This window comes from Salipiger sp. IMCC34102 (assembly GCF_004145405.1).
GTDB lineage: Bacteria > Pseudomonadota > Alphaproteobacteria > Rhodobacterales > Rhodobacteraceae > Loktanella.
Genome location: NZ_SELQ01000001.1, coordinates 494,630 through 520,310, shown reverse-complemented (window position 1 = coordinate 520,310; position 25,681 = coordinate 494,630). Strand labels below are relative to the sequence as shown.

At 67.6% G+C, this 25,681-nt stretch carries 24 protein-coding genes, 1 tRNA gene and 1 pseudogene; 12 read left to right on the top strand and 14 right to left on the bottom strand.

Annotation, left to right across the window (positions count from 1 at the left end):
- Positions 1-4: 4 nt before the first annotated feature.
- The gene (gene puuE, locus EU805_RS02705) at positions 5-1,405 is read right to left on the bottom strand and encodes an allantoinase PuuE (RefSeq protein ID WP_129762396.1); all 1,401 of its coding nucleotides are present in this window, start codon (positions 1,403-1,405) and stop codon (positions 5-7) included.
- Between the two features lie 66 nt (positions 1,406-1,471).
- Between puuE and EU805_RS02700 the strand changes: the two genes are divergently transcribed.
- Entirely contained in the window at positions 1,472-2,692 is a 1,221-nt protein-coding gene (locus EU805_RS02700) for a urate hydroxylase PuuD (protein WP_129762395.1), read from the top strand.
- On the opposite strand, the gene EU805_RS02695 is transcribed toward EU805_RS02700, so the two are convergent.
- Entirely contained in the window at positions 2,693-3,295 is a 603-nt protein-coding gene (locus EU805_RS02695) for an outer membrane lipoprotein carrier protein LolA (RefSeq protein ID WP_129762394.1), read from the bottom strand. It lies immediately after the preceding gene.
- 177 nt (positions 3,296-3,472) lie between these two features.
- Between EU805_RS02695 and dps the strand changes: the two genes are divergently transcribed.
- Complete coding sequence (gene dps, locus EU805_RS02690; RefSeq protein ID WP_129762393.1) at positions 3,473-3,952, top strand: DNA starvation/stationary phase protection protein Dps; 480 nt, start codon at positions 3,473-3,475, stop codon at positions 3,950-3,952.
- A 57-nt stretch (positions 3,953-4,009) separates the two neighbouring features.
- Here the strand turns inward: dps and EU805_RS02685 are convergent, their stop codons facing one another.
- Entirely contained in the window at positions 4,010-4,594 is a 585-nt protein-coding gene (locus EU805_RS02685; protein WP_129762392.1) for a transglycosylase SLT domain-containing protein, read from the bottom strand.
- A gap of 218 nt (positions 4,595-4,812) precedes the next feature.
- Here EU805_RS02685 and hspQ point away from each other — a divergent pair, with 218 nt between their 5' ends.
- Positions 4,813-5,139: a heat shock protein HspQ gene (hspQ, locus tag EU805_RS02680; RefSeq protein WP_129762391.1), complete on the top strand. Its 327-nt coding sequence runs from the start codon at positions 4,813-4,815 to the stop codon at positions 5,137-5,139.
- A 72-nt stretch (positions 5,140-5,211) separates the two neighbouring features.
- On the opposite strand, the gene EU805_RS02675 is transcribed toward hspQ, so the two are convergent.
- Positions 5,212-6,789 (bottom strand): gamma-glutamyltransferase family protein, encoded by a 1,578-nt coding sequence (locus EU805_RS02675; RefSeq protein ID WP_129762390.1) that lies wholly within the window; start codon positions 6,787-6,789, stop codon positions 5,212-5,214.
- A 144-nt stretch (positions 6,790-6,933) separates the two neighbouring features.
- Between EU805_RS02675 and EU805_RS02670 the strand changes: the two genes are divergently transcribed.
- A complete protein-coding gene (locus EU805_RS02670; protein WP_129762389.1) occupies positions 6,934-7,818 on the top strand; it encodes a homocysteine S-methyltransferase family protein in 885 nt (294 codons plus the stop codon).
- 65 nt (positions 7,819-7,883) lie between these two features.
- On the opposite strand, the gene EU805_RS02665 is transcribed toward EU805_RS02670, so the two are convergent.
- From EU805_RS02665 to EU805_RS02625, 9 genes and pseudogenes are all read right to left on the bottom strand, one after another.
- Positions 7,884-9,248 (bottom strand): S41 family peptidase, encoded by a 1,365-nt coding sequence (locus EU805_RS02665; RefSeq protein WP_129762388.1) that lies wholly within the window; start codon positions 9,246-9,248, stop codon positions 7,884-7,886.
- A gap of 7 nt (positions 9,249-9,255) precedes the next feature.
- Entirely contained in the window at positions 9,256-10,380 is a 1,125-nt protein-coding gene (locus tag EU805_RS02660) for a murein hydrolase activator EnvC (protein ID WP_207208053.1), read from the bottom strand.
- Positions 10,380-11,906: a 2,3-bisphosphoglycerate-independent phosphoglycerate mutase gene (gene gpmI / locus EU805_RS02655; RefSeq protein WP_129762387.1), complete on the bottom strand. Its 1,527-nt coding sequence runs from the start codon at positions 11,904-11,906 to the stop codon at positions 10,380-10,382. The genes EU805_RS02660 and gpmI overlap by 1 nt, the downstream gene beginning before the upstream one ends.
- 128 nt (positions 11,907-12,034) lie before the next feature.
- The gene (gene rlmH / locus EU805_RS02650; RefSeq protein WP_129762386.1) at positions 12,035-12,505 is read right to left on the bottom strand and encodes a 23S rRNA (pseudouridine(1915)-N(3))-methyltransferase RlmH; all 471 of its coding nucleotides are present in this window, start codon (positions 12,503-12,505) and stop codon (positions 12,035-12,037) included.
- Positions 12,502-12,948 carry a ribosome silencing factor gene (gene rsfS, locus EU805_RS02645; RefSeq protein WP_207208067.1) on the bottom strand — a complete coding sequence of 149 codons (447 nt, stop codon included), beginning with the start codon at positions 12,946-12,948 and terminating at the stop codon, positions 12,502-12,504. The genes rlmH and rsfS overlap by 4 nt, the downstream gene beginning before the upstream one ends.
- A 108-nt stretch (positions 12,949-13,056) precedes the next feature.
- A complete protein-coding gene (locus EU805_RS02640; RefSeq protein WP_129762384.1) occupies positions 13,057-13,629 on the bottom strand; it encodes a hypothetical protein in 573 nt (190 codons plus the stop codon).
- Positions 13,623-15,743: a YadA-like family protein gene (locus EU805_RS02635; RefSeq protein WP_129762383.1), complete on the bottom strand. Its 2,121-nt coding sequence runs from the start codon at positions 15,741-15,743 to the stop codon at positions 13,623-13,625. Before EU805_RS02635 ends, EU805_RS02640 begins: the two co-directional genes overlap by 7 nt.
- Positions 15,744-15,779: 36 nt before the next feature.
- Positions 15,780-15,836 (bottom strand): annotated as a pseudogene (locus EU805_RS17905) (hypothetical protein); the annotation flags it as partial.
- A gap of 296 nt (positions 15,837-16,132) precedes the next feature.
- On the bottom strand, positions 16,133-17,506 hold the full coding sequence (locus EU805_RS02625) for a mechanosensitive ion channel family protein (RefSeq protein ID WP_129762382.1): 1,374 nt from the start codon (positions 17,504-17,506) through the stop codon (positions 16,133-16,135).
- A gap of 156 nt (positions 17,507-17,662) precedes the next feature.
- On the opposite strand from EU805_RS02625, the gene EU805_RS17565 reads away from it, so the two are divergent.
- The 8 genes from EU805_RS17565 (at position 17,663) to EU805_RS02585 (ending at position 24,456) form a co-directional block, all read left to right on the top strand.
- Positions 17,663-17,770, top strand: coding sequence for an isopropylmalate isomerase (locus EU805_RS17565; protein WP_207208052.1), 108 nt, complete (start codon positions 17,663-17,665; stop codon positions 17,768-17,770).
- A 69-nt stretch (positions 17,771-17,839) separates the two neighbouring features.
- Positions 17,840-19,240 carry a 3-isopropylmalate dehydratase large subunit gene (gene leuC, locus EU805_RS02615; RefSeq protein WP_129762381.1) on the top strand — a complete coding sequence of 467 codons (1,401 nt, stop codon included), beginning with the start codon at positions 17,840-17,842 and terminating at the stop codon, positions 19,238-19,240.
- Positions 19,240-19,845: a 3-isopropylmalate dehydratase small subunit gene (gene leuD / locus EU805_RS02610; protein WP_129762380.1), complete on the top strand. Its 606-nt coding sequence runs from the start codon at positions 19,240-19,242 to the stop codon at positions 19,843-19,845. Before leuC ends, leuD begins: the two co-directional genes overlap by 1 nt.
- Positions 19,846-20,145: 300 nt before the next feature.
- Positions 20,146-20,982 (top strand): hypothetical protein, encoded by an 837-nt coding sequence (locus tag EU805_RS02605; RefSeq protein WP_242494033.1) that lies wholly within the window; start codon positions 20,146-20,148, stop codon positions 20,980-20,982.
- Positions 20,983-21,029: 47 nt separating this feature from the next.
- On the top strand, positions 21,030-22,004 hold the full coding sequence (locus tag EU805_RS02600; protein WP_242494032.1) for an endonuclease/exonuclease/phosphatase family protein: 975 nt from the start codon (positions 21,030-21,032) through the stop codon (positions 22,002-22,004).
- Positions 22,005-22,066: 62 nt separating this feature from the next.
- Positions 22,067-23,173: a 3-isopropylmalate dehydrogenase gene (leuB, locus tag EU805_RS02595; protein WP_129762379.1), complete on the top strand. Its 1,107-nt coding sequence runs from the start codon at positions 22,067-22,069 to the stop codon at positions 23,171-23,173.
- A gap of 108 nt (positions 23,174-23,281) precedes the next feature.
- Positions 23,282-24,337: a DMT family transporter gene (locus tag EU805_RS02590; RefSeq protein ID WP_129762378.1), complete on the top strand. Its 1,056-nt coding sequence runs from the start codon at positions 23,282-23,284 to the stop codon at positions 24,335-24,337.
- Positions 24,338-24,379: 42 nt separating this feature from the next.
- A tRNA-Pro gene (locus tag EU805_RS02585) sits at positions 24,380-24,456 on the top strand.
- A 112-nt stretch (positions 24,457-24,568) separates the two neighbouring features.
- Here EU805_RS02585 and EU805_RS02580 read toward each other — a convergent pair.
- On the bottom strand, positions 24,569-25,570 hold the full coding sequence (locus EU805_RS02580; RefSeq protein ID WP_242494031.1) for a zinc-dependent alcohol dehydrogenase family protein: 1,002 nt from the start codon (positions 25,568-25,570) through the stop codon (positions 24,569-24,571).
- Positions 25,571-25,681 lie beyond the last annotated feature (111 nt).

Below are 25,681 nucleotides of genomic sequence, written 5' to 3'. Positions count from 1 at the left end.
CGCGTCAGAGGATCTGCCGGAGGCGAAGCTCGGCGATGCGTTCGACCTGCGCGCAGGCGGTGGCGAATTCCTCCTCCACGGAATTGGCGAGGCGGCGTTCGAAGGCGTCGAGGATGCCGGCCTTGTCGTGATCGCGCACGGCGATGATGAAGGGGAAACGGAACTTGGCCGTGTAGGCGGCATTCAGGCGCTCGAAGGTCGCGCGTTCCTCATCCGTCAGCGCGTCGAGCCCGGCGGAGGATTGCTCGGACGTGCTGTCGGCCGTGAGGCGTTTCGCGGCGGCGAGCTTGCCCGCGAGATCGGGGTGGGCGCGCAGGACGGCCAGCCGGTCGGCGGTGCTGCCGCGGCGGAAGGCCCGCGCCATGAGGCTGGCGAGCCCCGCGGGGGTATCGTGCGCGGGGGAGCGTTCCAGTTGGTAGGCGGCTTCGGCCACCCAGGGGGAATGCTCGAAGATGCCGCCGAATTGCGCGACGAATTCAGCGCGGGGCATCTGGCTGGGGCGGTCCTTCGCCGCGGGCGGATGGGTGGCGCGCCAGTGGTCTGCGATCTGCGCCCGGGTGGCGAACCAGACGCCGTCGTGGCCGCGCATGTGCTCGAGCGCCTGGCGGAGGGCCTCGATCCGGCCGGGGCGCCCGGCGAGGCGGCAGTGCAACCCGATCGAGAGCATCTTGGGCGCGCCCTCCACCCCTTCGCGGTAGAGCGCGTCGAAGCTGGCGGTCAGGTAGTCGCGGAACTGGGCGCCCGCGTTGAACCCGTTGGGGGTCGAGAACCGCATGTCGTTGGCATCCAGCGTGTAGGGCACGATCAGCTCGTCCCGGCCGCCGATCCGCATCCAGTAGGGCAGGTCGTCGGCGTAGCTGTCCGAGAGGTAGTCGAAGCCTTCCTCCGCCGCGAGGCGCAGGGAGTTCATCGAGGCGCGCCCTTGGTAGAAGCCGCGCGGACGCTCGCCGGTCACTTCGGTGTGCAGGCGGACGGCGCGCTGGATATGGGTCCGCTCGGTATCCTCGTGGGTGTCCTTGTACTCGATCCATTTGAGCCCATGGCTGGCGATCTCCCAGCTCGAGGCCTGCATGGCGGCAACCTGTTCGGGGCCGCGGGCCAGCGCCGTGGCGACGCCGAAGACCGTCACCGGCAGATCGCCCAGCAGGCGGTACAGCCGCCAGAAGCCGGCGCGGGCGCCGTATTCGTAGATCGTCTCCATGTTCCAGTGCCGTTGACCGGGCCAGGGAACGGCGCCGGGGATCTCCGACAGGAAACCTTCGGAGGCGGGGTCGCCGTGCAGGATGTTGTTCTCGCCGCCTTCCTCGTAGTTGACGACGATCTGGACGGCGATGTTCGCATCACCGGGCCACTTGGGGTCGGGCGTCCGGGCACCATAGCCGATCATGTCGCGAGGGTAGGTCATCTTGGGTCTTTCCTGCAGGTTGCGGGATTTATACCGTGGCCCGGGAAACAAGACAGGGAAAACGAGATGTATGACATGGCGATCCTTTGGGAGTGGCTGGCCTTCGCCGTCCGCTGGACCCATGTCATCACGGCCATCGCCTGGATCGGGTCGTCGTTCTATTTCATCGCGCTGGACCTGGGGCTGAACCGGGATATCGCGGGCCCCGCCGACGGCGAGGAATGGCAGGTCCACGGCGGCGGGTTCTACCACATCCAGAAATACCTCGTGGCGCCCGACGCGATGCCCGCCCACCTGACCTGGTTCAAGTGGGAGAGCTACGCCACCTGGCTGTCGGGGGCCGCCCTGCTGATGGTGGTCTACTGGGCGGGGGCCGAGCTTTACCTGATCGACCCCGCGCGGGCGGATTTGAGCGTCTGGCAGGCGGTGCTGATCTCCGCCGCGTCGCTGACCCTGGGCTGGCTCGTCTACGATACCGCCTGCAAATCCCGATTGGGGGAGCACCCGACCGCGCTGATGGGGCTGCTGTTCGTGCTGCTGGTCGCGATGAGCTGGGGCTACAACCAGGTCTTTTCGGGGCGCGCCTCGCTCTTGCACCTGGGCGCCTTCACCGCGACGATCATGACGGCGAACGTGTTCCTGATCATCATGCCGAACCAGCGGGTCGTGGTGGCCGACCTGAAGGCAGGGCGCAAACCCGATCCCAAGTACGGCAAGATCGCCAAGCTGCGCTCGACCCACAACAACTACCTGACCTTGCCGGTGATCTTCCTGATGCTGTCGAATCACTACCCGCTGGCCTTCGGGACGCAGTACGCCTGGATCATCGCGGCGCTGGTGTTCCTGCTGGGGGTGACGATCCGGCACTACTTCAACTCGATGCATGCGCGCAGCGGCAAGCCGTCCTGGACATGGGCCGCGACGGTGGTGATCTTCATCCTCATGGCGTGGCTCTCGACCTTTCCGGGTCACGACACCTACGAGCAATCGCAGGCCCGCGACCTGACCGCGCAGGAAGAGCGGTTCGCGGAAGCCGCGGGGTTCGAGGAGGCCGCACAGATCGTGCAGGGCCGGTGTTCGATGTGCCATGCGCGAGAGCCGGTCTGGCCCGGCATCCGCTGGGCGCCGAAGGGGGTGCACCTGGAAACCGCGGCCGACATCGCGCACCACGCGCCCGAGATCTACACCCAAGCCGCCGTGAGCCACGCGATGCCGCCGGGGAACATCACGGAGCTGTCGGACGCGGACCGGGTCGTGCTGGCCGACTGGGTCCGCGCCGCGCGCTGATCAGCCGCCGCGGGATGCGGTCTCGGCCTGGATGTTGAACTGCCGGTCGGAAATCGACCCGCCGGGCTGCAATCCGTTGAGGATCACGGTCGTCTGCTCGCCCACGTTGTCGGTGACGATCCACTGTCGCAGCTCTGTCGGGTTGGCCGAGAACACCATCTGGATGTTGCCGTACTCGGGGTGATCGGGGTCCTGCGCCGTGATCGTCGTCGTGGTCCCGTCCGAGGTGTGACCCGTCACCATCCGCGCCCGCGTGAGATCCACGTTACGCGCAAGGATGATCGACAGCGGCGTCTGGTTCAGCGGGTAGCGCTCGACGCCCGCGTTGGAGCGGGGATCGAAGACCGCGACCGACCCGCCACCGGCCATCACGAGGCTGTTGTCGGGGGCGTTGTATTCGAACCGGATCCGTCCGGGCCGCTTGATGTAGAGCTGACCGGTCGAGATCGTGCCGTCGCCGTTGATCTGGGTGAAGCCGCTGGTCGCGGTCGTCAGCCCGTTGAGGTAGCTGGACACGGCCCCCAGAGAGAGTTGCTGGGCCTGGGCCGTGCCGCCGACGAGCGCCAGGGCGGCGGCCGACATAAGAAGCGTGCGTCTGTTCATGGTCTAACCTTCGTTCGAGTTGACCCTCAGATAGGGTGCGATGCCACGCATCCAAGCGCCCGTGCCCCGGACATGCGATAACGCGCCGCCGCAAACGGGTAGCGCGGCACGGAACCTGCATGGGGGGGAGTGCATTGAGAGGCGCACGCAATTTGCGAAAAAAGACAGGAGACATTCATGCCCGAAGCATTCGTCGCAGGCCTCGACGGCCAGACCCGCGAAAAAGTCATCAACATCCTCAACGACAACCTGGTCGAGATGCAGGCCCTCCAGATGGCCGTGAAACAGGCGCACTGGAACCTCAAGGGTGACGGTTTCATCGGCGTGCACGAGCTGCTCGACGGTGTGTCCGCCCGCCTGCTGAAGGGGATCGACACCATCGCCGAGCGCACCGTGATCCTGGGCGGCTACGCCCGCGGCACGCTCGAAGTCGCCGCCGACCGCGCCAAGATGAAGGCCTACCCGGTCGAGCTGACGGACCTCGACGCGCATGTCGTCGAACTGCAGGAACGCTTCCTCAGCGTCGGCGCCTCGATTCGTCAGGGTGCATCGGACGCGGACGAAGCGGGTGACGCGGATACCGAGGACCTGTTCGTCGAGATCAGCCGCGCGCTGGACAAGGACGCCTGGTTCATCGGCGCCAACGCCAAGAAGTAAGCGGATCACCTTAAGTGATGAAAGCCCCGCACGCAGATCGCGTGCGGGGCTTTTTCGTCACCGCTTGCCGCAGCCGCGCAGTTGCGCATCATAGAGCAGGGCGCGTTGCTCGACCTCTCCGGCGACGCGGATCAGCCAGCCCTTGCTTCGCCAGGTGCCGCGTTTGAAGCCCGAGCGCCCGTCGTGATAGGCCAGATACTGGTTGCGGATATCGTACATCGACACGCCCGTCTCGGCGACGGTCTTGGTCATGTACCAGCCCATGAAGTCCGCGGCGTCGTGGATATCCTCGCGCCGGGACCGGCGACCGCCGACCTCGTTCTGGTATTCCTCCCAGGTGCCGTCGAGCGCTTGGCTGTAGCCCAGCGCGGAAGATTGCCGACCGATGGGAATGACCCCCAGCGCGTATTGATGCGGCGGGCGGTTGTTGCCGATGAACTTACTCTCCTGGTAGATCATTGCCATCATGCCCGGCATCGGGACGCCGTACTTGCGCTCTGCCGCCTTGAACGCGCGCCGGTATTCGGGACGCTCGCTCAGGATCGCGCAGGCGTTTTCGAGATCGCGCGGTGCGGAATACTCCCGGGCGCCACAGCTGCCCAGGACCACGAGTAACACCAGCGCGCGAAGGATACTGCTCATATGCCTCTCGCTTCTTGTTTGTAATTGTCCCCAGCCTAGCCAATTCCGGCGCGGTTGGGAACGGGGCAGGCGCAGCCGGGGGTCGCCTGTTGCATCGACGCGCGAGTTGATGCCGATCGGGGGCGAAAGATAACAAACTGTTTCGGTTCCTCCCGGGCGTGGCTAGTGGACTTCGACGCGGTATTTCGATTAGGAACAAGGACGAAAGGGCTGATTTCATGTACAAGACGCGCGCGAAATATTACCTCGGCCAGGTCGTGAAGCACCGCAAGCACCCGTTCCGAGGCGTGGTCTTCGACGTCGATCCGACGTTTTCCAACACCGACGCCTGGTACGAGGCGATCCCCGAGGACAGCCGCCCCGCCAAGGATCAGCCCTATTACCACCTGCTGGCGGAAAACGATCGCAGCTTCTACGTGGCCTATGTGTCCGAACAGAACCTGATCGCGGATTATTCCGGCGAACCGGTGGAACACCCGGATGTGCCCGACCTGTTCGGACCGTTCGAGGACGGGTCCTACCCGTTGCAGGTCCAGCTGAACTGATCTTGGCCCGGTGATGCGGGGATAAAGGCGCGGCCCAGGCTCACGGCCGGGGCGGGGTTGGCCTGTGACGCCTCAGTAGCCCAGCGCGCAGCCGTCCTTGCGCGGATCGGACGCCCCTTCCAGCACGCCGCTGTCGTGAATGCGGATCGCCTGCGCGCCGCCGATGGCCGTGGGCGGGGCGATCACCTCGTGGCCCATGTTTGACAGCTCCGCCTTCACCGCGTCGGAATAGCCGTTCTCCACCCGAAGGCCGTCGGTGTCCGAGAAGACCCGCGGCCCGTCGATGGCCGTCTGCGGGTCCATGCCGAAATCGGTGAGGTTGCTGACGAAACGCGCGTGGCCGGTCGACTGGTAGGCCCCGCCCATGACACCGAAGGGCATCAGAGTGCGCCCGCCTTGTTGCAGGATGCCGGGGATGATCGTGTGCATGGGCCGCTTTCCCGGCGCGCCTTCGTTGGGATGGCCCTCGGCCAGGCTGAAGCCCGCGCCACGGTTCTGCATCAGGATGCCGAACTTGTCCGTGCCGATCCCGGACCCGAAGCCGTGGAAGATCGAGTAGATCAGCGACACCGACATCCGGTCGCGGTCCACGACGGTGATGTAGATCGTGTCCTTGTGCACCGCTTCGACGGTCGGACGCCTGGGCGATTGCGCGCGTTTCGGGTCGATCTGGGCGGCGAGCGCCTGGGCGGTCCTGTCGGACAGCATGTGGTCCAGCCGCGTCACGTGGTCGGGGTCCGACAGGAAGCGGTTGCGGGCGTCGTAGGCAAGCTTGGTGGCCTCCGCCTCGATATGCGCGCGGGCGGCGCCGTAAGGATCCATCGAGCCGAGGTCGAATTGCTTGAGGATGTTCAGCAAGAGGATCGCCGTGGCGCCCTGCCCGTTCGGCGGATGCTCGAAGAGGTCGAGCCCGCCGTAGGTCCCCTGGATCGGATCGCCGTAGGTCGCCGCGTGGGAGGCGAAATCCTCCAGCGTGTGGGTGCCGCCCGCCGCGCGCAAGGCCGCGACCATGTCCTCGGCCACCTCGCCTTCGTAGAAACCCGCGCGGCCCTCCATCGCGATGCGGCGCAGCGCTTCGGCCTGCTTGGGCGCGCGGAAGACCTGGCCCACCTGCGGGGCCGTGCCGTCCAGCAGGAAGTCGTCGCGCGCCACGCCCTGCAAGGTGTCCATGTCCATCGCCCAGTCCGAGGCGACGCGCGGGGCCACGGGGACGCCCGCCTCGGCGTAGTGGATCGCGGGGGCGAGCGTGGCCGCAAGGCCGATCCGGCCCCAGTCCTTCGACAAGCGGCAGAAGGCGTCGATCGCGCCGGGGATGGTGACCGCATGCGCGCTTCCCGTGGGGATCGCCGTCAGCCCCTGACCGCGCAGATCCGCCGCCGAGAAGGCCGCGGGCGCCCGCCCCGACCCGTTGAGCGCGACGATCCGGTCCTCGCCCGGCGGGGTCAGCAGCACGAAGCAGTCGCCCCCGATGCCGGTCATCTGCGGCTCGCAGATGCCCAGCAGGACCGCCCCCGCGATCGCCGCATCGACAGCGTTGCCACCGGCCTCGAGCGTCTGGATCGCGACCTTCGCGGCCAGCGGATGCGAGGTCGCGCACATGCCGTTGGTGGCGAAGGTGGCCGAGCGGCCCGGCTGGTGGAAATCGCGCATTTGTCGTGTCCTTGCGGTGTCTTGCCGCAGGGTGCGGGAAAAGTCCTGCCGGTGCAAACCTCAAATTCGGCCCGCCGCTCTTGCGGGCTTGATCGCCCGTGCCGCGGTGGTAAGCGCAACCTCGAAACACGAAAGGACCGTCCGATGGCACAGATCACCCTACTCGACGGCGGCATGGGACAGGAGTTGACCCACCGCGCGCCCGAAGCCCCGACGCCGCTGTGGGGCACGCAGGTGATGATCGACCATCCCGGCCTCGTGCAGCGGATCCACGCGGATTATTTCGCCGCCGGCGCGACGGTGGCCACGACGAACAGCTACGCGATCCACCACGACCGTCTGGCAGGCACCCCGCAGGAGGGGGCCTACGCCAAGCTGCACGCCCTGTCGCTGGCCGAGGCCGAGGCCGCCCGCGAGGCCCACGGCTCGGGCCGGATCGCGGGCAGCATCGGGCCGCTTGGCGCAAGCTACCGCCCCGAGCTGCATCCCGCCCATGACGCGGCCGTGGCCCTCTACGCCGAGAATGCCGCGCAGATGACGGGTTGCGACCTGATCCTGTGCGAGACCATCGCGTCCGTCGCCCACGCGCGTGCGATCCTCGAAGGCGCGCAGGCGGCGAAGCGTCCCGTGTGGCTGGCGATGACCGTGGACGACCGGGACGGCACCCGGCTGCGCTCGGGCGAGTCGCTGGCCGAGGTGCTGGCGGTGGCCCGCGGTGCGGAGGCGCTCCTAGTGAACTGCTCGGCGCCGGAGGCGATCCACGATGCGCTGCCGATCCTCGCGCAAGGGGGCCTGCCCTTCGGCGCCTACGCCAACGGATTCGTCAAGATCACGTCCGAGTTCCTAGAGGACAAGCCGACCGTGGCCGCGCTGACCAGCCGGGACCTGTCGCCGGAGGCCTACGCCGATCACGCGATGCGCTGGATCGAGGCGGGCGCCACCATCGTCGGCGGCTGCTGCGAAGTGGGGCCTGCGCATATCGCGCATCTGGCGCAGCGGATCGTGCAGGCGGGCCACGAGATCGTCTGACCCCTGCCCACGCGGCCCGATCCTGCGAAACCGCGCCGCCCGCGAGGGGCGCGGCGCGCGTCAGTTCATTCCGAGTCGGCGATCAGCCCGACCTGTTCGCCGCCCAAGGCCTGCAGGCCCTTGAGGATGTCGATGGCATAGGCCAGCTGGTAGTCCTCTTCGCGCAGCTGTGCGGCGGCTTCCGCACGGGCGCGGTCTTCCTCGATCTGGTCGATCTCGTCGTCGGACAGGCTGTCGTTGTTCAGGGCCCCGCGCAGCATCGCCTCGGTCCGGGCGGGACGGTCGTTCTCTTCCTCCTCCGCCTCGGGGTCGATGTCCGCCGGGCGCGGCTGTTCGACGATGATGTCGGGCGAGATGCCCAGCGCCTGGATCGAGCGGCCCGATGGGGTGTAGTAGCGCGCGGTGGTCAGGCGCATCGCCCCGTTGCCTTGGAGCGGCACGACGGTCTGGACCGATCCCTTCCCGAAGCTCTTGGTGCCCACGACGATGGCGCGGCGGTGGTCCTGCAGCGCGCCTGCGACGATCTCGGACGCGGAAGCCGAGCCGCCGTTGATCAGCACGACGATCGGCAGCCCCTGTGCAAGGTCGCCTTCGGTGGCGTTGAACCGGTCGCTGTCCCGCGTCCCGCGTCCCCGGGTCGAGACGATCTCGCCTTCGTCGAGGAAGGCGTCGGAGACGAAGACCGCCTGGTTCAGCAGGCCGCCGGGATTGTTGCGCAGGTCGAGCACGATACCGTCGACGTTTTCTATCCCGCCCGCGGCTTCGAGCTGCTCGGCCAGCCCCTCTTCGAGGTTGGGGAAGGTCTGGCTGTTGAACGTGGTGACGCGCAGCACGACGGCCTGGCCTTCGGTGCGGGCGCGCACGGCCGTCAGCTTGATGGTGTCGCGGATGATCGAGACGTCGAACGGTTCGACCTCGTCCTCGCGGACGACGGTGATGACGACCTCCGAACCTACGGGTCCGCGCAGGAATTCCAGCGCTTCGTCCAGGGTGAGGCCCATCAGGCTTTCGCCATCGACGGCGGTGATGTAATCGCCCGACATCATGCCGGCCGCCGCCGCGGGCGTCCCGTCGATCGGAGAGACGACCTTCACCCAGCCTTCTTCCTGCGTGACCTCCAGCCCCAGGCCGCCGAACTCGCCGCGCGTCTGCACGCGCATGTCGGCGGCGTCGTCCTCGGACAGGTAGGACGAATGCGGGTCGAGCGAGGTCAGCATGCCGTTGATCGCGGCCTCGATCAGTTCCTTGTCGTTGACGTCCTCGACGTAGCCCTGGCGGATCCGTTCGAAGATGTCGCCGAACAGGTCCAACTGCTGATAGATGTTGCCGTCGCCTTCGGACGACTGGGCGAGCACCGGGCCCGCAAGTTGCGTCGTCGCCAGGAGTCCGACAACCGTCCCGCTTGCCGCGGCCATCAACAGCTTTTTCATATCCTACCTATCCTTGGTCCAGCGCGAACCATGTCGCGGGGTCAACGGGACCTTGCCCGTCCCTGACCTCAAGATAAAGGGTCTGGGTTGCCGCAGAGCCGCCGGCGCCCTCAGATCCGGTCAAAATCGCGTCAGGGGTCGGCGTCTCTCCGCCCAGAAGACCCAAGGGCGCGCCCGCGGGCAGGACCTGGCCCACCTCGCCGTAGACCTCGCCCAGGCCGCCGATGACGAAGAGCACGTCCTGCGCGGGCTCCACGATGACCACGTTGCCGTAATCCAGCAGGGGGCCGCGGAACAGGAGCGTGGCGGGCACGGGCGTCGTGACGAGCGCGCGCGGGCGGGCGGCGAGGATGACGCCGGGCCGGACCACGCCCGCGGCGTCGGGCTGGCCCGCGGCGCGCAGCAGGCGTCCCTGCACCGGCAGTGGAAGATCGCCGGTCGCGGAAAGCTCCGGGGCGGCATCCCCGGTGTCGAAAGCCTCCGCCAGGCCGGTGGCGAAGGCGTCCAGCGTCTCGGTGCTGGCCAGAAGCAGGGCGGTCTGCACCGGATCGTCGCTGAAGCGCAGCGGCAGGTCGGTGCGATCCGCGATCGCCGCCGAAAGCGCCGCGCGCGCCTCCTGCGCGCCGCGCAACCCGTCGGAGACGGTTTCGAGCGCGGCCTCCTGCAGGGTTTGCAGGTCGGAAAGCTCTTCCAGCGTGGCCGACAGGTCGCTGACCTGTGCCTGCAGCGCCGGTGTGACGTCCGCCACCATCATGCCGGACCGGGCCGTGCCCAGCGCACCCGTGGGATGCAGTAGCAAGAGGGGCGCGGGCGCATCGCCGAGAGAGGCCAGCACGCCCAGCAGGCGGGAGACCTCCTCCTGCCGCGCATCGAGTTGCAGTTCCAGCGTGTCGGCCCGGATCGCGGCCCGGCGCAGACCGTCGCGCAGGGCGACAAGGCCGTCCTCGTAGGCGCGCACCACTTCGGTCAGCGCCTCGACCCGGTTGCGGCCCGATCCCGCGGCGTCCAGTTGCAGGCGTGCTTGCGCCAGCCGTGCCGCCGCGGCCTCGGCCGCCTCGGCGGGCGTGGCGGTCTGGGCCTGGGCCTGAGCCAGCCCGGCCCACAGGCACAGGATCGCGGCGAGACGGCGCATCAGTCGATCAGGCTCTGCCCGGTCATCTCCGCCGGGGGGTCGAGCTGCATCAGCGACAGCAGCGTCGGCGCGAGATCGGCGAGCCGTCCGTCGTGCAACCGGGCCCCCTGCGGCCCGCCGACGAGGATCACCGGCACCTTGTTGAGCGTATGGGAGGTGTGCGGGCCGCCGCTCTCGGGATCGACCATGACCTCGCAGTTGCCGTGATCGGCGCAGACCACCATCGCGCCGCCCGCCGCTTCCAGTGCTTCCAGCGCGCGGCCCAAACCGCGGTCCACCGCCTCGCAGGCCGCGATCGCCGCCTTCAGATCGCCGGTATGGCCGACCATGTCGGGATTGGCGTAGTTCACGACGATCAGGTCGTAGCGTTTCTCGATGGCCTCGACGAGCGCGTCGGTCACCGCGACCGAGGACATCTCGGGCTGCAGGTCGTAGGTCGCGACCTTGGGGGACTTGGGCATGAACCGGTCCTCGCCGGGCTCGGGCGTCTCCTTGCCGCCGTTGAGGAAGAAGGTGACGTGGGGATATTTCTCGGTCTCGGCCAGGCGGAACTGCGTGCGCCCGTGGGATGCGACCCAGGCCCCCAGCGTGTTGACGATGTCGCGCTTGCGAAAGACGGTATCGTACCAGCCGTTGTGCGCCTCCGAGTATTCCACCATGCCCAGCCGTGCGGCGAAGACCGGCAGGTCGCGGGCGAAGCCGTCGAAGGTGGGATTGCCGATCGCGTCCAGGATCTCTCGCGCGCGGTCGGAGCGGAAGTTGAGGCAAAAGAGCCCGTCCTGCGGCCGCGGGCCCGCGTAATCGCCGATGACCGTGGCGGGCAGGAACTCGTCTGTGACGTCGCGGGCGTAGGCGGCCTCGATCGCGGTGACGGGATCGTCGGCGCGCGGTCCTGTCGCACGGATCACGGCGTCGTAGGCGGTCTCGACCCGTTCCCACCGGGTGTCGCGGTCCATCGCGTAGTAGCGGCCCGTCACGGTGGCGATCGTGACGTCCTTGGGCAACCGCGCGACAAGGTCCGCCATGAAGCCCGCCCCGGACCGCGGGGCGACATCTCGCCCGTCCGTGATCGCGTGGATGACGACCGGGATCCCGGCGTCCGACAACACCTTCGCCGTCGTCACCATGTGGTCGATATGCCCGTGCACGCCCCCGTCCGAGACGACGCCCATCAGGTGTGCGCGCCCGCCGCTGGCCTGCAGCGCCTCGATGAAATTGCGCAGGGCGGTCTGATCGGCGTAGGAGCCGTCCTCCATCGCCAGGTCGATCTGGCCCAGGTCCATCGCCACGACCCGGCCCGCGCCGATGTTGGTGTGCCCCACCTCGGAGTTGCCCATCTGTCCGCTGGGCAGGCCTACTTCCGGGCCATGGGTGGTCAGCTGCGCGCGCGGGCCCGCCTGCGCGATCCGGTCGAAATGCGGCGTCTGTGCCAGCGCGGGCGCGTTCGCCTCGCGCACGTCACGGTCGCCCCAACCATCCAGGATGCACAGGACGACGGGTTTCGGCACGGGCGAGTTCGAGGGCATGGCGGGTCTCCTTTGGGCGGATACCTAGCGCAGGGCGCGTCCACCGAAAACCGCCCCCCTGCTTCATCTGGCTAAATAAACTCACGACGCGACGCTGGTCACGCGCGGGGCGCCCGGTCGGGGCGCCGTCATTCGCGGTGATAGGGAGAGCCCGTCAGGATCGTCGCGGCGCGGTAAATCTGTTCGGCGAGCATCACGCGGACCAGCTTGTGCGGCCAGACCATCTTGCCGAAGGACAAGAGCAGGTCCGCCTCGGCGCGCAGGGCGGGATCGATCCCGTCTGCACCGCCGATCACGAAGGCCACGTCGCGCCCCTGGTCGCCCCAGTCGCGCAGCCGCCCGGCGAAATCGGGGGAGCTCATGGGTTTGCCGCGCTCGTCGAGGGCCACGATCACGGCACCCGGCGGCAGGATGCGCCGCAACTCGGCGGCCTCGGCGGCCATGCCCTGCACCTTGCGGGTCTCGACCTCGGTTTCGGTCAAAGGGCCCCAACCCAGCCGACGGGCGGCGGGGGCGAAGCGCGCCATGTAATCGTCGGTCAGGCTGCGCTCCTCGGACCGCGGGGCCAGCCGCCCCACGGCGCAGACGCTCAGCTTCATCCCGCGGGGCTTGCGTCCGCGCCGGGCATCCACATCTTCTCGAGCTGGTAGAACTCGCGCACTTCGGGGCGGAACAGGTGGACGATCACGTCGCCGGTGTCGATCAGGACCCAGTCGCCGATGTCCTTGCCTTCCATCTTTGAGATGACGCCGAAGCGCTGTTTCAGCCGGTCGGTCAGCTTCTCTGCCATGGCGGAGACCTGTCGGGTGGAGCGTCCGCTGGCGATGACCATCCAGTCGCCCATCTCGGACTTGCCGCGCAGGTTGATCTTGACGACCTCCTCAGCCTTGTCGTCGTCCAGCGATGTCAGGATGGCGTCGAGCAGCTGGTCGCTGTCGTAGGTCGCCGCCGTCACGCGCTGCGCCTTGGGGTTGGCGGGGGAAGCCGCCGGGGTGGAAAGAGACAGTGCATCGTCCTCCGGTTCAAGGCACCGGCTTGGCAAGGCCCCGGTGCATGGGCCTGACACCAACCTAGACACGCCCGTGTGTCATTTCAACGAAACCCGCGCGCGCAAGCGGCGGGTTGTTGCTGAATGACCGGGAAGATTGCCTCATTCCTGGTCGTCCCCGACCGTGTCGGGGGCCTCGGGATCGGGGGTCTCCGCCCCTTCGCCCCCGGGCGGCGGTGCGGAGGCGGGTGGCGGGGCAGGAGCGGCGGCCGGACCGACCGAGACGCCCTGCAGGCGCCAGGCGTTGTTCTCCAGCCGGAATTCCATGTCGAAGTCGATCCCCTGGCCCTGCACCGGTACCACGCCAGACAGGCGCATGACCGACCGGTCTAGCGACAGGCTGGAGTTGCGGAACCGGGGGGCGACGATCAGCGCCTGCATCAGGTTCAAGCGCTCGGCCCGCAGGCGGGCGAAGGCGGCGGCAAGGTCGGTGGGGTCGTTGGCCTCGCGGAAACCGCGAGCGCCGTAGTCGCGCAGGACCGTGTAGTTGCCCGTCACGTTGGCCTGGTTCAGCGCCGCGAGCGCGTCGCGCACCAGCGCCGTCGCGAAGGACGGTTCGATATCCGCGGACAATTGCGCGCGGACGGGACCCGCGGGCAGCAGTGCGAAAGAGGCAAACGCCGTGGACAGGATCCACGGCGCTGCAAGGCGTTTGAACGAGGTGCGGCTTACCACGAGTAGGTGACACCCACGCGGCCGCCGACCTTGTTGCGGTCGAACCCGTAGGTCACGCCCGCGTCGATCTGCGTGTTGGCATCGACCCGGTAGGCGCCCGACATTGCGAAGGCCTTCGCTCCGTCGAAGAAGCCCAGGCCACCGGACACGGCGTATTGCGCGTCGGGGGCCACGTAGGGCACCTCGAGCGCCATCGCCATCGCGATACCGTCGCGGTTGTCCGCGATCTCGCGGCTGTTGCCGGCGATCGCTGCAGAGTTGGCGGTGATCCCAGTCTGCATGTCGGCGATGTCCTGGGAGGCATTCGCGACGATCGACATGAAGTCGTTGACCGATCCGCTTTCCACCGTGGCCAGGTTGCCGTCCGCGTCGGCGGTCACGAAGCGCACGTCGTCGCCTTGCGCATCGCGGCTGGCGTCCGAGGCGATGCCGGGCAGCGTGTAGGTGTGCACGCTGGTGCCGATGACGGCCTGGTTGTCGCGGGTCGCCCGCGCCTGGTTGCCGATCGCGATGGAGTTGTCGCCGGATGCCACGCTCTGGTTGCCGAAGGCGAGCGCCCGCGCGCCCGACGCGGTGGCCGCTTCACCGACCGCGGTCGAGCGGAGACCGCTCGCCGTGGCCAGGTGACCGAAGGCCTGCGCCCGCTCGGCGCTGGCGGTGGACTGCCAGCCGATGGCCGTGGCGCCGGGACCGCTGGCGAAGGATTCGCCACCGACGGCCGTGGTCGACGGACCGGAGGTTTCCGCCGCATCACCGATCGACAGCGCGTCGATGCCGTCCGCAACCGCCAGGTTGCCGATCGCGGTGGCGTTGTCGCTGGCCGCATTGGCCGCTTCACCGACGGCGAGGGACCGCTCTCCGGTGGCCGTGGCCAGGTGACCGAAGGCCTGCGCCCGCTCCGCCGTGGCGACGGAGCGCCAGCCGATGGCGGTGGCACCCGGACCGGTCGCGGTGGCCTGGCCACCGACCGCGGTGGTCGAGGGGCCGGTCGCCGTGGTGAAGGACGCGCCGTCCTCGCCCGCGTTGCGGTTGCCGCCGATGGCAAGCGCGTCGCCGCCAGTCGCGATGGAGCCGTTGCCGATGGCGATGTCGTTGCTGGTGTCGGCACGCGCCGCCTCACCCACGGCGAGCGAGAAGTCGCCGTTCGCATCGGCCAGGTGACCGAAGGCCTGCGAGCGCACGCCCGTCGCTTCCGAACGCCAGCCGATGGCCGTGGTGCCTGCTTCCGTCGCGATGGACTGGCCACCGATGGCGGTCGAGGAGGCACCGGAGGCTTCCGTGGCGCGACCGTCTTCACCGTCGCGGTTGCCGCCGATGGCCACACCGTCCGCGCCGCTTGCGACGGCGGTGTTACCGATTGCGATGGCGTTCACGCCAGAGGCGACCGCATCCTCCGCACCCGCGAAGGATTGCGCGCCGGAGGCCGTGGTCTGGTGACCGACCGCGGTGCCCATCGCGCCGCTGGCGACAGCCTGCCAGCCCAGCGCGGTGGAGCCGGGGGTCGTCGCGCTCGATTCGCCGCCCACGACGACGGTGGAGTTTCCGTCCGCGACAGAGCCTGCGCCGATCGCGATCGCATCGACGCCCGACGCGTTCGCGCCGGCATCCTGACCGTTGTCGTCGTTGCCGCCGATCGCGATCGCGCCCTCGTCGTCCGCGACGGAGTCCTCACCGATGGCAATCGCCTGCGCACCGCTGGCGGTCGACTGGTGACCCAGGGCGTTGGAGAAGGCGCCCGTGGCGCTGGACTGCCAGCCCAATGCGGTGTTGCCCGGCTGGTTGGCCACGCTTTCCCCGCCGACGGCGGTGGTGGAATTGCCTTCTGCGACGGCCGCCGCACCGATGGCCACGGCATCGTTGCCGTTGGCCGTGGCGCCCGTGCCGTCGCCGACCTCGCCGTCCTCGTTGGCGTTGTTGCCGCCGATGGCGATGGCGCTGTCACCGGTGGCCGAGGCATCTTCGCCCACGGCGACCGACTGCTCGCCGATGGCGCTTGTCTGGTGGCCGAGCGCGGTGGAACGGTCGCCCGTGGCGCTGGACTGCCAACCGAAGGCGCTGTCGCCGGGGTTTTCCGCCACGCTTTCGCCGCCCACCGCGGTGGTCGAGTTGCCCAAGGCTTGTGCGCCTGTGCCTTCGTCGTCGCCGCCGATCGCGACCGCGTCTACGCCAGTCGCATTCGAATCGTTCCCGATCGCGATGGATCCCGCACCGTCCGCAGAGGCGTCGCTTCCGCCAGCGGTCGCGTCTGCGCCACCAGCGGTCGCGCCTGCGGCGGTATCCGTGTTGTCATCCTAAAAGACGACGCTTTGCGCCATCGCCCCGTGCGAGACGCCCATCATCAGCGTCGCTACCGCGCCCGCCTTGAACAGAGATTTCGTATTGAAAGTCGTCGCCATCTAACCGGCCCACCCCTTAAAGTTGTTTCACCACTCAGCGTTATATCGCGACGTTACGTCACGGCTACCTTTATTCCGACCCCCGGGATCGCGATTTCGTGATCGGCCTAAATATCGGACTTTGCATCCTTTTCCATCGCAAGGTGCGACCCGCTGAGAACCTTCACCTCGCGCTGCGGGAACGGGATGGAGATGTCGTTCTCGGCGAAGGCATCCCACAACGCGAGGTAGACGTTGCCGCGGATGTTCGTCAGCCCTCCGGTCGGGTCGGAAATCCAGAACCGCAGGATGTAGTCGATGCTGCTGTCGCCGAAACCCACGATGTGACAGACCGCCGGACGGCTGGACAGGACCCGGTCGACGCCCTGTGCGGCCTCGATCGCGATGCGGCGGACCTCGTGGGGGTTGTCGGCGTAGGCGGTGCCGAAATGGATGTCGAGCCGGACGAACTCGTTGGAATGGGACCAGTTGACCACCTGGCCGGTGATCAGGTCCTCGTTGGGGATCAGGTATTCCTTGCCGTCGCGCGTGGTGATCGAGACGTAGCGGGCACCCAGCGCGTTGATCCAGCCGAAGGTCTCGCCCAGGCTGATGACGTCGCCGGGCTTGATCGACTTGTCGAGCAGGATGATGACGCCCGAGACGAGGTTCGAGACGACCTTCTGCAGGCCGAAGCCCAGGCCCACGCCGATGGCGCCCGACAGCACCGCGAGGCCGGTGAGGTCGATCCCGATGACCTTGAGCCCGATGAAGACCGCCAGCCCGTAGAGCGCGATCTGCATCGCCTTGACCGCCAGTACCTGCATCGAGGGGCTGATGTCGGCATTGCCCTGGATCCGCCCCGTCGCGGTGCGCGAAAGGAACCGCGCGATGGCCCAGAGCGCCCCGATGACCAGAAGCGCCTGAAACAGGATCAACAGGGAGAACCGCACCTCGCCGATGTGGAAGGCGAGGCTGTCCATCAGGGTGGCGAAGGCCTCCGTCAGGCCGAGGATGCGCAGGGTGATCCAGCCCCAGAGGACGTAGCGCAGGAAGCTGCGCAAAAGGGGGTTGCCGATCAGCCGCGTCGTCAGCGCCACCACCAGCCAGGCGGTGGACAGGTTTCCGATGATCTCCAGCAGGTAGCTGCGGCTGTGCCAGGTGATCTGCTGCATCACCAGGATCGTCATCCAGATCAGAAGGACGAAGAGGATCAGCCGCAGGCGCTTGTGGATCACCAGCGCCCAGCGGATGCGCCACATCGGCCAGCCTTCGCGCTCCTTGATCCAGGTGCGGTAGCGGGGGCCGATCACGGCACGGCCCAGTTGTGCGAGGGCGAAGAGCGCCAGCACGATCAGCACCTGGTAGCCGATCCATGGCCGCCAGAGGGAAGCCACGAAGACCTCGGCCTGCTGCACGAGGTCGAGGCCCACGCCCAGCATCTCCCCCAGGGGGGCGTCCTCGACCTCGACGCTGTCGAACAGATCCGTTTCTATCGCCATGTCCCTCCCAGGTGTCGGACAGGCACAGGTTAGAAGCCGGGGCATCCCGGAACAAGCGCCACGCGGCATGGGGCGCCCGGATCTGCCGCAAGGTCGGAAAGGCGGCGCCATGCCACGAAGGCCCGCCCGCTTTACGTTTCTCTTGCGGGGAAAGGGGTGCAGGTATATTCCGCCCGCATGACGATGATCTTCGACATGGACGACCGCGCGCGACTGCCCTGGCGGTTCTTCGGCGCCGACCGCACGATTCTCGCCCACCTATGAGGCGCGGGACGCCTGCGCGCGTCCACCCTTCCGCATGTTTCCGCACAGTACAACCACGGGAGAGGACCGATGTCCCCCAAGACGCTTTACGATAAAATCTGGGATGCCCATGTCGCCCACGAGGCCGACGACGGCACCTGCCTTCTCTATATCGACCGCCACCTGGTGCACGAGGTGACGTCCCCGCAGGCCTTCGAGGGTCTGCGCATGACCGGCCGCACGGTGCACGCGCCCGACAAGACCATCGCGGTGCCCGATCACAACGTGCCCACCACGCTGGACCGCGCCAAGGGGATCGAGAACCCCGAGAGCAAGATCCAGGTGGAGGCGCTGGACAAGAACGCGACCGATTTCGGCATTCACTACTATCCCGTCTCCGACGTCCGGCAGGGCATCGTGCACATCGTGGGGCCGGAGCAGGGCTGGACCCTGCCCGGCATGACCGTGGTCTGCGGCGACAGCCACACCGCGACCCACGGTGCCTTCGGCGCGCTGGCGCATGGCATCGGCACGTCGGAGGTGGAGCACGTGCTCGCCACCCAGACGCTGATCCAGAAGAAGTCCAAGAACATGAAGGTCGAGATCACGGGCAAGCTGCGCCCCGGTGTGACGGCCAAGGACATCACCCTGTCCGTCATCGGCGCGACCGGCACCGCGGGCGGCACCGGCTACGTCATCGAGTACTGCGGCGAGGCGATCCGCGATCTGTCCATGGAAGGCCGCATGACGGTCTGCAACATGGCGATCGAAGGCGGCGCGCGCGCAGGGCTCATTGCGCCCGACGAGAAGACGTTCGAGTATTGCAAGGGCCGTCCCCACGCGCCGAAGGGCGGTCAGTGGGAAGCGGCGATGGAGTGGTGGAAGACGCTCTATTCCGACGACGACGCCCATTGGGACAAGGTCATCACGCTCAAGGGCGAAGACATCGCCCCGGTCGTGACTTGGGGCACCTCGCCCGAGGACGTTCTGCCGATCACCGCAAGCGTTCCCGCGCCCGAGGATTTCCAGGGCGGCAAGGTGGGTGCGGCCAAGCGCAGCCTCGAATACATGGGGCTGACCTCGGGCACGCCGCTGGACCGGATCGAGATCGACACGGTCTTCATCGGCTCCTGCACCAACGGCCGGATCGAGGATCTGCGCGCCGCGGCAGAGGTCCTGAAGGGCAAGAAGATCGCCGTGAAACGCGCGATGGTCGTGCCCGGCTCCGGCCTCGTGCGGGCGCAGGCCGAGGAAGAGGGCCTGGCAGACATCTTCAAGGAGGCCGGTTTCGAATGGCGCCTTGCGGGCTGCTCGATGTGCCTTGCGATGAACCCCGACCAGCTCTCGCCCGGCGAGCGCTGTGCCGCGACCTCCAACCGCAACTTCGAAGGCCGACAGGGCCGCGGCGGTCGCACCCACCTGATGAGCCCCCAGATGGCCGCCGCCGCGGCGATCACCGGGCACCTGACCGACGTGCGGGAGATGATGTAATGGACAAGTTCGACAAGCTCACCGGGGTCGCGGCCCCCTTGCCGCTGATCAACGTCGACACCGACATGATCGTCCCCAAGCAGTTCCTGAAGACGATCAAGCGCGAAGGGCTGGGCGTGAACCTCTTCGACGAGATGCGTTACGACGACGACCGCAACGAGATCCCCGATTTCGTGCTGAACCAGCCGCAGTACCGCGACGCGGAGATCCTCGTGGCGGGCGACAACTTCGGCTGCGGGTCGAGCCGCGAGCACGCGCCCTGGGCGATCAAGGATTTCGGCATCCGCTGCATCATCGCGCCAAGCTACGCCGACATCTTCTACAACAACTGCTTCAAGAACGGCATCTTGCCGATCGTGCTGCCGCAGGACCAGGTCGACGTGCTGATGAACGACGCCGAGAAGGGATCCAACGCCCGGATCGAGATCGACCTGGAAGCCCAGACGATCACCTCGTCCGACGGCGAGGTCTTCACCTTCGAGGTCGACAGCTTCAAGAAGCATTGCCTGATGAACGGCCTTGACGACATCGGCCTGACGCTGGAGAAGGCCGCCTCGATCCGCGACTTCGAGGCGCAGGCCAGTGCCGCGCGTCCTTGGGTCTGACGCGGCGCAAAACCGGACATCGGGATCACTTTCTATGGGGTCGGCACACGCCGGCCCCATCATCTTGTGATACGCGCCCGATCGGCCATCATCTTGCCGCAAAAAGGTTGCAATCGCGCACCATTGCTTCCTTAAAACCGCCGCACTGAATTCCCAAGGGTTAACAGAACCTTGCGGTACCGGCGCAAAATGGGCAGAATTGTGGCACATTTGAGGCAGCCCGCCACGATTGCGGGTCATCGCATCGGGACAAAGGAGCGGCGATGTATCGCTCCGGACCGCGTGAAGGAAGAACTGGCAGTGCAGACAACCCTGCTGAAGGCTGCGGCTCGCGCCGTCTGCGTCGTGGCTCTCGTGGCGACGCCAACCCTGCTCTTGCCCGCCCAGGGCGGCAGCGCCAGCAGCGTCGTGGTGCTCGTCGCGATCTTCGCCGCGATCTTCACGGTGGTCGAATACACGGTCGACAGCCCCAGCTTCATCGAATTCCGCAGCGCCCCGCCCTTCAACCGATTGCGCTTCGCGGCGCTCTTCGTGACGGTGCTGACCATCTCGCTGACCATGAGCGACGCCGATGGGTCCGCCCTCGTCTCGCTGGTGGAGGCCGCAGCCTTCCGCATCGGCGACTCGCTGGACTTTCCGTTCTCTCCGGTCCGGCTGATCCTGCTGATGATGGCCCCCTCGACCACGCCGGAGACGCTCGCGGTTCTGCGCGCCGCGGCCGGAGTGGCTTACTTCATGTCGATCCTGGCGACCATGTTCTTCATCGTGCTGCTGCGCTGGAACCGCTGGCCGCGCCGGAACGACAGTTTCAACGTCTGGATCAACCTGCCCATGTTCGACCCCACCGGGGGCGGTGACGTCGTCGCCCGGCTGTCGCGCGATGGCCAGGTTAACCTTGTGTTAGGGTATCTTCTGCCATTCCTGATCCCGGCCGTCGGCAAGATGGTCTCGATGTTCGGCATGCCGATCGTGCTGGACGATCCGCAGACGATGATCTGGATGGTGGCCGCATGGGCGTTCCTTCCCGCAAGCCTGCTGATGCGCGGCATCGCGCTGACCCGCGTGGCGCAGATGATCCACATGCAGCGCAAGCGTGCCTATCGCAAGGCCGCGGCAGAGGGGCTCTTGCCGGCCTGATCCTGTCCGTCGCGCTGGTCCTGGCCTCGGGCGCAGGGGCCGAGACGGTGCGCGTCGCCACCTTCGCCGCCCCGCTGGGGCGCGCGGGTCCGGGGCTCATGCTGCGCGATCTCGGGCGCGGGGATGCCCAGATCGACGCCGTCGCCGACATCACGGCCTTCGCCGATCCCGATATCCTGTTGCTGACGGACGTGGATTACGACCTTGACCACCTTGGGCTGACCGCGCTGGCCGCGCGGCTGGATTATCCCCACCACTTCGCGCTGCCGCCCAACACCGGCGTGCCCACGGGGCTGGACCTGGACGGCAATGGCCGGCTGGAAGAGGCGCGCGACGCGCAAGGCTACGGGCGGTTCAGCGGCGACAGCGGCATGGCCATCCTGTCACGCTGGCCGATCGACGCGGCGGCGGTACAGGATCACTCCGCGCTGCTTTGGCGGGATCTGCCGGGGGCCAGCCTTCCGGGCACGCTCTGGTCCGAGGAGATCGCGGCGGTGCAGCGCCTGTCCTCGACCGGGCACTGGGTGGTGCCGGTGCTGGCGCCGGGCGGGGCGGTCACCTTGCTGGCCTGGTCCGCGACGCCCCCCGTCTTCGATGGCCCCGAGGATCGCAACGGGCTGCGCAACCGTGACGAGCTGCGGTTCTGGTCCCATCTGCTGGACGACGGTGTGCCCGAGGGCGCGGTCGTCCTGGGAAATGCGAACCTCGATCCCGTCGACGGTGAGGGGTATCCGGAGGCGATGGCGACCTTCCTGGCCGATCCACGCCTCGTCGATCCCCGACCCGCCAGTGCGGGCGGGCGCGCCGCGGCGGATCCGGACCACCGGGGCGATCCCGCGCACGACACCGCGGATTGGGAAACCGAGGGACCGGGCAACCTGCGGGTGTCCTACGTGCTGCCGTCGCGCGCCTTCACCGTGCTGGACGCGGGCGTCGTCTGGCCCGCGGACGGCGACCCGCTTGCGCAGGCGGTGCAGGACGCGGGCCCGCACCGGCTGGTCTGGGTCGATCTGCACCGCTGACTTGATCCCGCCCCGCCTTGACGCTACGCCATCGCAAACGCCAAAACCAAAGGAACCGCGCGATGTCGACCCCGTCCCTCCTGATCCTCGCCGGCGACGGCATCGGCCCCGAAGTCATGGCCGAGGTGAAGCGCGTCATCGGCTGGTACAGGGACAAGCGCGACATGCCCTTCGACGTCTCCGAGGACCTGGTGGGCGGCTGCGCCTACGATGCCCACGGCACGCCGCTGCACGACGACACCATGGCCCGCGCGCAGGAGGTGGACGCCGTCCTGCTGGGCGCCGTCGGCGGCCCGCAATACGACGACCTGGACTTCAGCCTCAAGCCCGAACGCGGGTTGCTGCGCCTGCGCAAGGAGATGGACCTCTTTTCCAACCTGCGACCGGCACAATGCTTCGACGCGCTCGCCGATTTCTCCTCGCTCAAGCGGGACGTCGTTGCGGGGCTGGACATCATGATCGTCCGAGAGCTGACCTCGGGCGTCTACTTCGGCGACCCCCGCGGCATCCACACCGAAGGTAACGAGCGGGTGGGCATCAACACCCAGCGCTACACCGAGAGCGAGATCGCCCGCGTTGCCCGTTCCGCCTTCGAGCTGGCCCGGCGTCGCGGCAACAAGGTCTGCTCGATGGAGAAGGCCAACGTCATGGAATCGGGTGTCCTTTGGCGGCAGGTCGTCACGGAAGTGCACCAGAAGGACTACCAGGACGTCGAGCTGAGCCACATGTACGCCGACAACGGCGCCATGCAACTGGTGCGCAATCCCAAGCAGTTCGACGTCATCGTCACCGACAACCTGTTCGGCGACCTTCTGTCGGACGCCGCCGCGATGCTGACCGGCTCGCTCGGCATGCTGCCCAGCGCCTCGCTGGGTCTGCCGATGGCCAACGGGCGGCCCAAGGCCCTGTACGAGCCGGTGCACGGCTCCGCCCCCGACATCGCGGGCCAGGGCAAGGCGAACCCGATCGCCTGCATCCTGAGCTTCGCCATGGCGCTGCGCTATTCCTTCGACGCCGGGACCGAGGCGGACCGGCTTGAACAGGCCGTCGAGACCGTGCTGGCCGATGGCGCGCGCACCGCGGACCTGCTGGGCCCCGAAGGCGGTACCCCGATCTCGACCAGCGAGATGGGCGACCGGATCCTGGCGGCGCTCGACGCCAGCCTCTGAGATGTCCCGCGCGGCGCGGTGGGGGGATCCCGCCGCGCCGCGCCGCGGCCCTTGACGGTCGGTGGTCGGCGTCCGAACAAGGACCGGCCCGCTTTCAGGAAACCTCCGATGTCCTCCAACGCCCGTGGCGCTCTTCTGGCGCTTCTCGCCTTCGCGATCTTCGCGACGCATGATGTCTTCATCAAGGTGCTGGGGGGAAGCTATTCGCCGATCCAGGTGGTGTTCTTCTCGGTCCTGCTCTCGTTTCCGCTGGCGACGGTGCAACTGATGCGCGACCCCACGCCGGGCACGCTCAGACCACACCACCCGTGGTGGATGGCCCTGCGGACGGCGGCGGGCGTCATGACCGGGATCTCGGCCTTCTATGCGTTCAGCGTCCTGCCCCTGGCGCAGGTCTACGCGATCCTCTTCGCCTCGCCCCTGCTGATCACGATCCTGGCCATCCCGATCCTGGGAGAGCGGGTCCGCCTGCGCCGCGCCCTGGCCGTGGTCGTGGGGCTGGCCGGCGTCATGGTCGTCCTGCGCCCGGGCAGCACGCAACTGGAACTGGGGCACGCGGCCGCCATGGCCGCCGCCATAGGCTCCTCCCTGACCTCGATCATCGTGCGCAAGATCGGCGCGGACGAGCGGCCCGTGGTGCTGATGCTCTTCCCGCTGGTCGGCAACTTCGTCGTCATGGGCGCGCTGCTGGGCACCGTCTATCGGCCCATGCCGATCGAACACATCGGCATGGCCGCGGTCATCGCGGTCTTCTCCTTCGCCGCGGGCCTGCTGGTCATCGGCGCCTACCGCGCGGGCGAAGCGGTCATCGTGGCCCCCATGCAGTACAGCCAGATCCTCTGGGCCACGCTTTTCGGCGTGCTCTTCTTCGGCGAGACGCCGGACGGCACCACGGTGCTGGGTGCGGCGATCATCATCGCGAGCGGCCTTTACATCGTGCTGCGCGAGAGCCGGTCGCAGGACAGCGCCACGCCGGTCCTGCGCACCCGCCTGCGGATCGACACCGGCACCTTCCTGCGCCTGCGCCTGCCAGAGGAGATCGCCCCCACGATCCCGCGCGAGATGCCCGACAATGCCCCCTCCGCCCGTGCCCGCCCGCACCTGCGCGGCCTGCCCGGTCGCGTGCCCCCGGTCGCCGAGCCGCGGCGCACCGATACGGATTAGGCTTGTCAAAGCGCCTTCGCGGGGATAGGACGCCGCCACGGTCGGGCTGTAGCGCAGCCTGGTAGCGCACCTGCTTCGGGAGCAGGGGGTCGGAGGTTCGAATCCTCTCAGCCCGACCAGTCATCCAGATGAACAGCACCACATGGTCTTGGCCTTTTCGTCAGAAGCATCGCCTCTGACCGGGCGGTCTAAGCCGAAGCGGACCTTTGCTGCGGCTGGCGCGAGCGTCGGCTATGCGGACGAAGCCGCCGTTCGTTGGGTGAGGCTGGACAGATCGAGTATTGGTTTCTGGCCACCTGGCTTTTCGACTTCCGATAGGGCCTCCCGCCACTCTTGGGCCGGGAAAACCCTTGGAGGTGGCGGCGGGGCATCTGCCAGCAGCGGCCAGATCTGGGCGAATGCAGTTTGCATGCCTTGGCCCGCCAGGACCGAGAAGTGATCGCGCATGTGAAACCGGTGGTATCGCGCTCTGATCTCTGCTCCGATCATGACCGGCTTGCCCGACAAAAGACCGTAGGCGACAAAATCCGTCTCCCCGCGCATCCGTTCCAGCACGCATCTTGCGATGTCGCCACCAAGGGCATCGAAGGCGACGTCGGCCGAGACGGAGGCGTTCGAAATGGCGTCAAGATCGGATGCTGCGATCGGTTCGATACCTACCCGGTGCAACCGATCCTTTCGGCACTCCGAACGATAGATCCCCAAGACGCGCTTGGCTCTTTGACGGATGGCCCAACGTCCCAAGTGTTCCGAACAGCTTGATCCCGCACCACTAAGCAGGACCACCTTATCACGGACGGGCCAGAGCCGAAGCATCGTGGCGGCGGCCAGAGGATTGATATATGCCCGCGCCGCAACCAGGTCTGGAACCGTGTCGGGCACCTCCACTGCATGATGGGCGGGGCAATCGACATAGGTCTGCCACGTGCCTTCGCCCCGCAGAGGCAGGACGCGCTGACCGACCATGTGAGATAGACCGTCCGGAGCTTCGACCACACGCCCGACGCCTTCGTATCCCGCCACACCCGGCAGCGATATCCGATGCGCATAGGCTCCTGTGATCGGTATGAGATCGGATGGGTTGACCGGCACATGTGAAACTCTCACGCGAATTGAACCGGGGTCGCGTGGCGGCAGTTCATGCACGAGCATTTCAAGAGACGACTGCGGCGGCCCGAACATTCTATAGATGAATGGGGTTCGCATGAGCTGCTGGGGATCTGTCCGAAGCATGGTTTGCCCTAGCATATGACACGATTGCCGGCAAAGGGCTCGATGCCGACCTTCGCCGCACGCTGCCTGAACGGCAGCTTCGCGCGCTGACGAGCGCCATACGGGCCTTGG

Excerpts from the sequence above, each read along its gene's own strand:
- gpmI (WP_129762387.1), bottom strand. The coding sequence starts at position 11,906 with ATGCCCTCGAACTCGCCCGTGCCGAAACCCGTCGTCCTGTGCATCCTG.
- leuB (WP_129762379.1), top strand. The coding sequence starts at position 22,067 with ATGTCGACCCCGTCCCTCCTGATCCTCGCCGGCGACGGCATCGGCCCC.
- EU805_RS02665 (WP_129762388.1), bottom strand. The coding sequence starts at position 9,248 with ATGAAAAAGCTGTTGATGGCCGCGGCAAGCGGGACGGTTGTCGGACTC.
- EU805_RS02660 (WP_207208053.1), bottom strand. The coding sequence starts at position 10,380 with ATGCGCCGTCTCGCCGCGATCCTGTGCCTGTGGGCCGGGCTGGCTCAG.
- dps (WP_129762393.1), top strand. The coding sequence starts at position 3,473 with ATGCCCGAAGCATTCGTCGCAGGCCTCGACGGCCAGACCCGCGAAAAA.
- EU805_RS02700 (WP_129762395.1), top strand. The coding sequence starts at position 1,472 with ATGTATGACATGGCGATCCTTTGGGAGTGGCTGGCCTTCGCCGTCCGC.
- EU805_RS02675 (WP_129762390.1), bottom strand. The coding sequence starts at position 6,789 with ATGCGCGATTTCCACCAGCCGGGCCGCTCGGCCACCTTCGCCACCAAC.
- puuE (WP_129762396.1), bottom strand. The coding sequence starts at position 1,405 with ATGACCTACCCTCGCGACATGATCGGCTATGGTGCCCGGACGCCCGAC.
- hspQ (WP_129762391.1), top strand. The coding sequence starts at position 4,813 with ATGTACAAGACGCGCGCGAAATATTACCTCGGCCAGGTCGTGAAGCAC.
- rlmH (WP_129762386.1), bottom strand. The coding sequence starts at position 12,505 with ATGAAGCTGAGCGTCTGCGCCGTGGGGCGGCTGGCCCCGCGGTCCGAG.
- EU805_RS02580 (WP_242494031.1), bottom strand. The coding sequence starts at position 25,570 with ATGCTTCGGACAGATCCCCAGCAGCTCATGCGAACCCCATTCATCTAT.
- leuD (WP_129762380.1), top strand. The coding sequence starts at position 19,240 with ATGGACAAGTTCGACAAGCTCACCGGGGTCGCGGCCCCCTTGCCGCTG.
- EU805_RS02670 (WP_129762389.1), top strand. The coding sequence starts at position 6,934 with ATGGCACAGATCACCCTACTCGACGGCGGCATGGGACAGGAGTTGACC.
- EU805_RS02695 (WP_129762394.1), bottom strand. The coding sequence starts at position 3,295 with ATGAACAGACGCACGCTTCTTATGTCGGCCGCCGCCCTGGCGCTCGTC.
- EU805_RS02625 (WP_129762382.1), bottom strand. The coding sequence starts at position 17,506 with ATGGCGATAGAAACGGATCTGTTCGACAGCGTCGAGGTCGAGGACGCC.
- EU805_RS02590 (WP_129762378.1), top strand. The coding sequence starts at position 23,282 with ATGTCCTCCAACGCCCGTGGCGCTCTTCTGGCGCTTCTCGCCTTCGCG.
- leuC (WP_129762381.1), top strand. The coding sequence starts at position 17,840 with ATGTCCCCCAAGACGCTTTACGATAAAATCTGGGATGCCCATGTCGCC.
- EU805_RS02685 (WP_129762392.1), bottom strand. The coding sequence starts at position 4,594 with ATGAGCAGTATCCTTCGCGCGCTGGTGTTACTCGTGGTCCTGGGCAGC.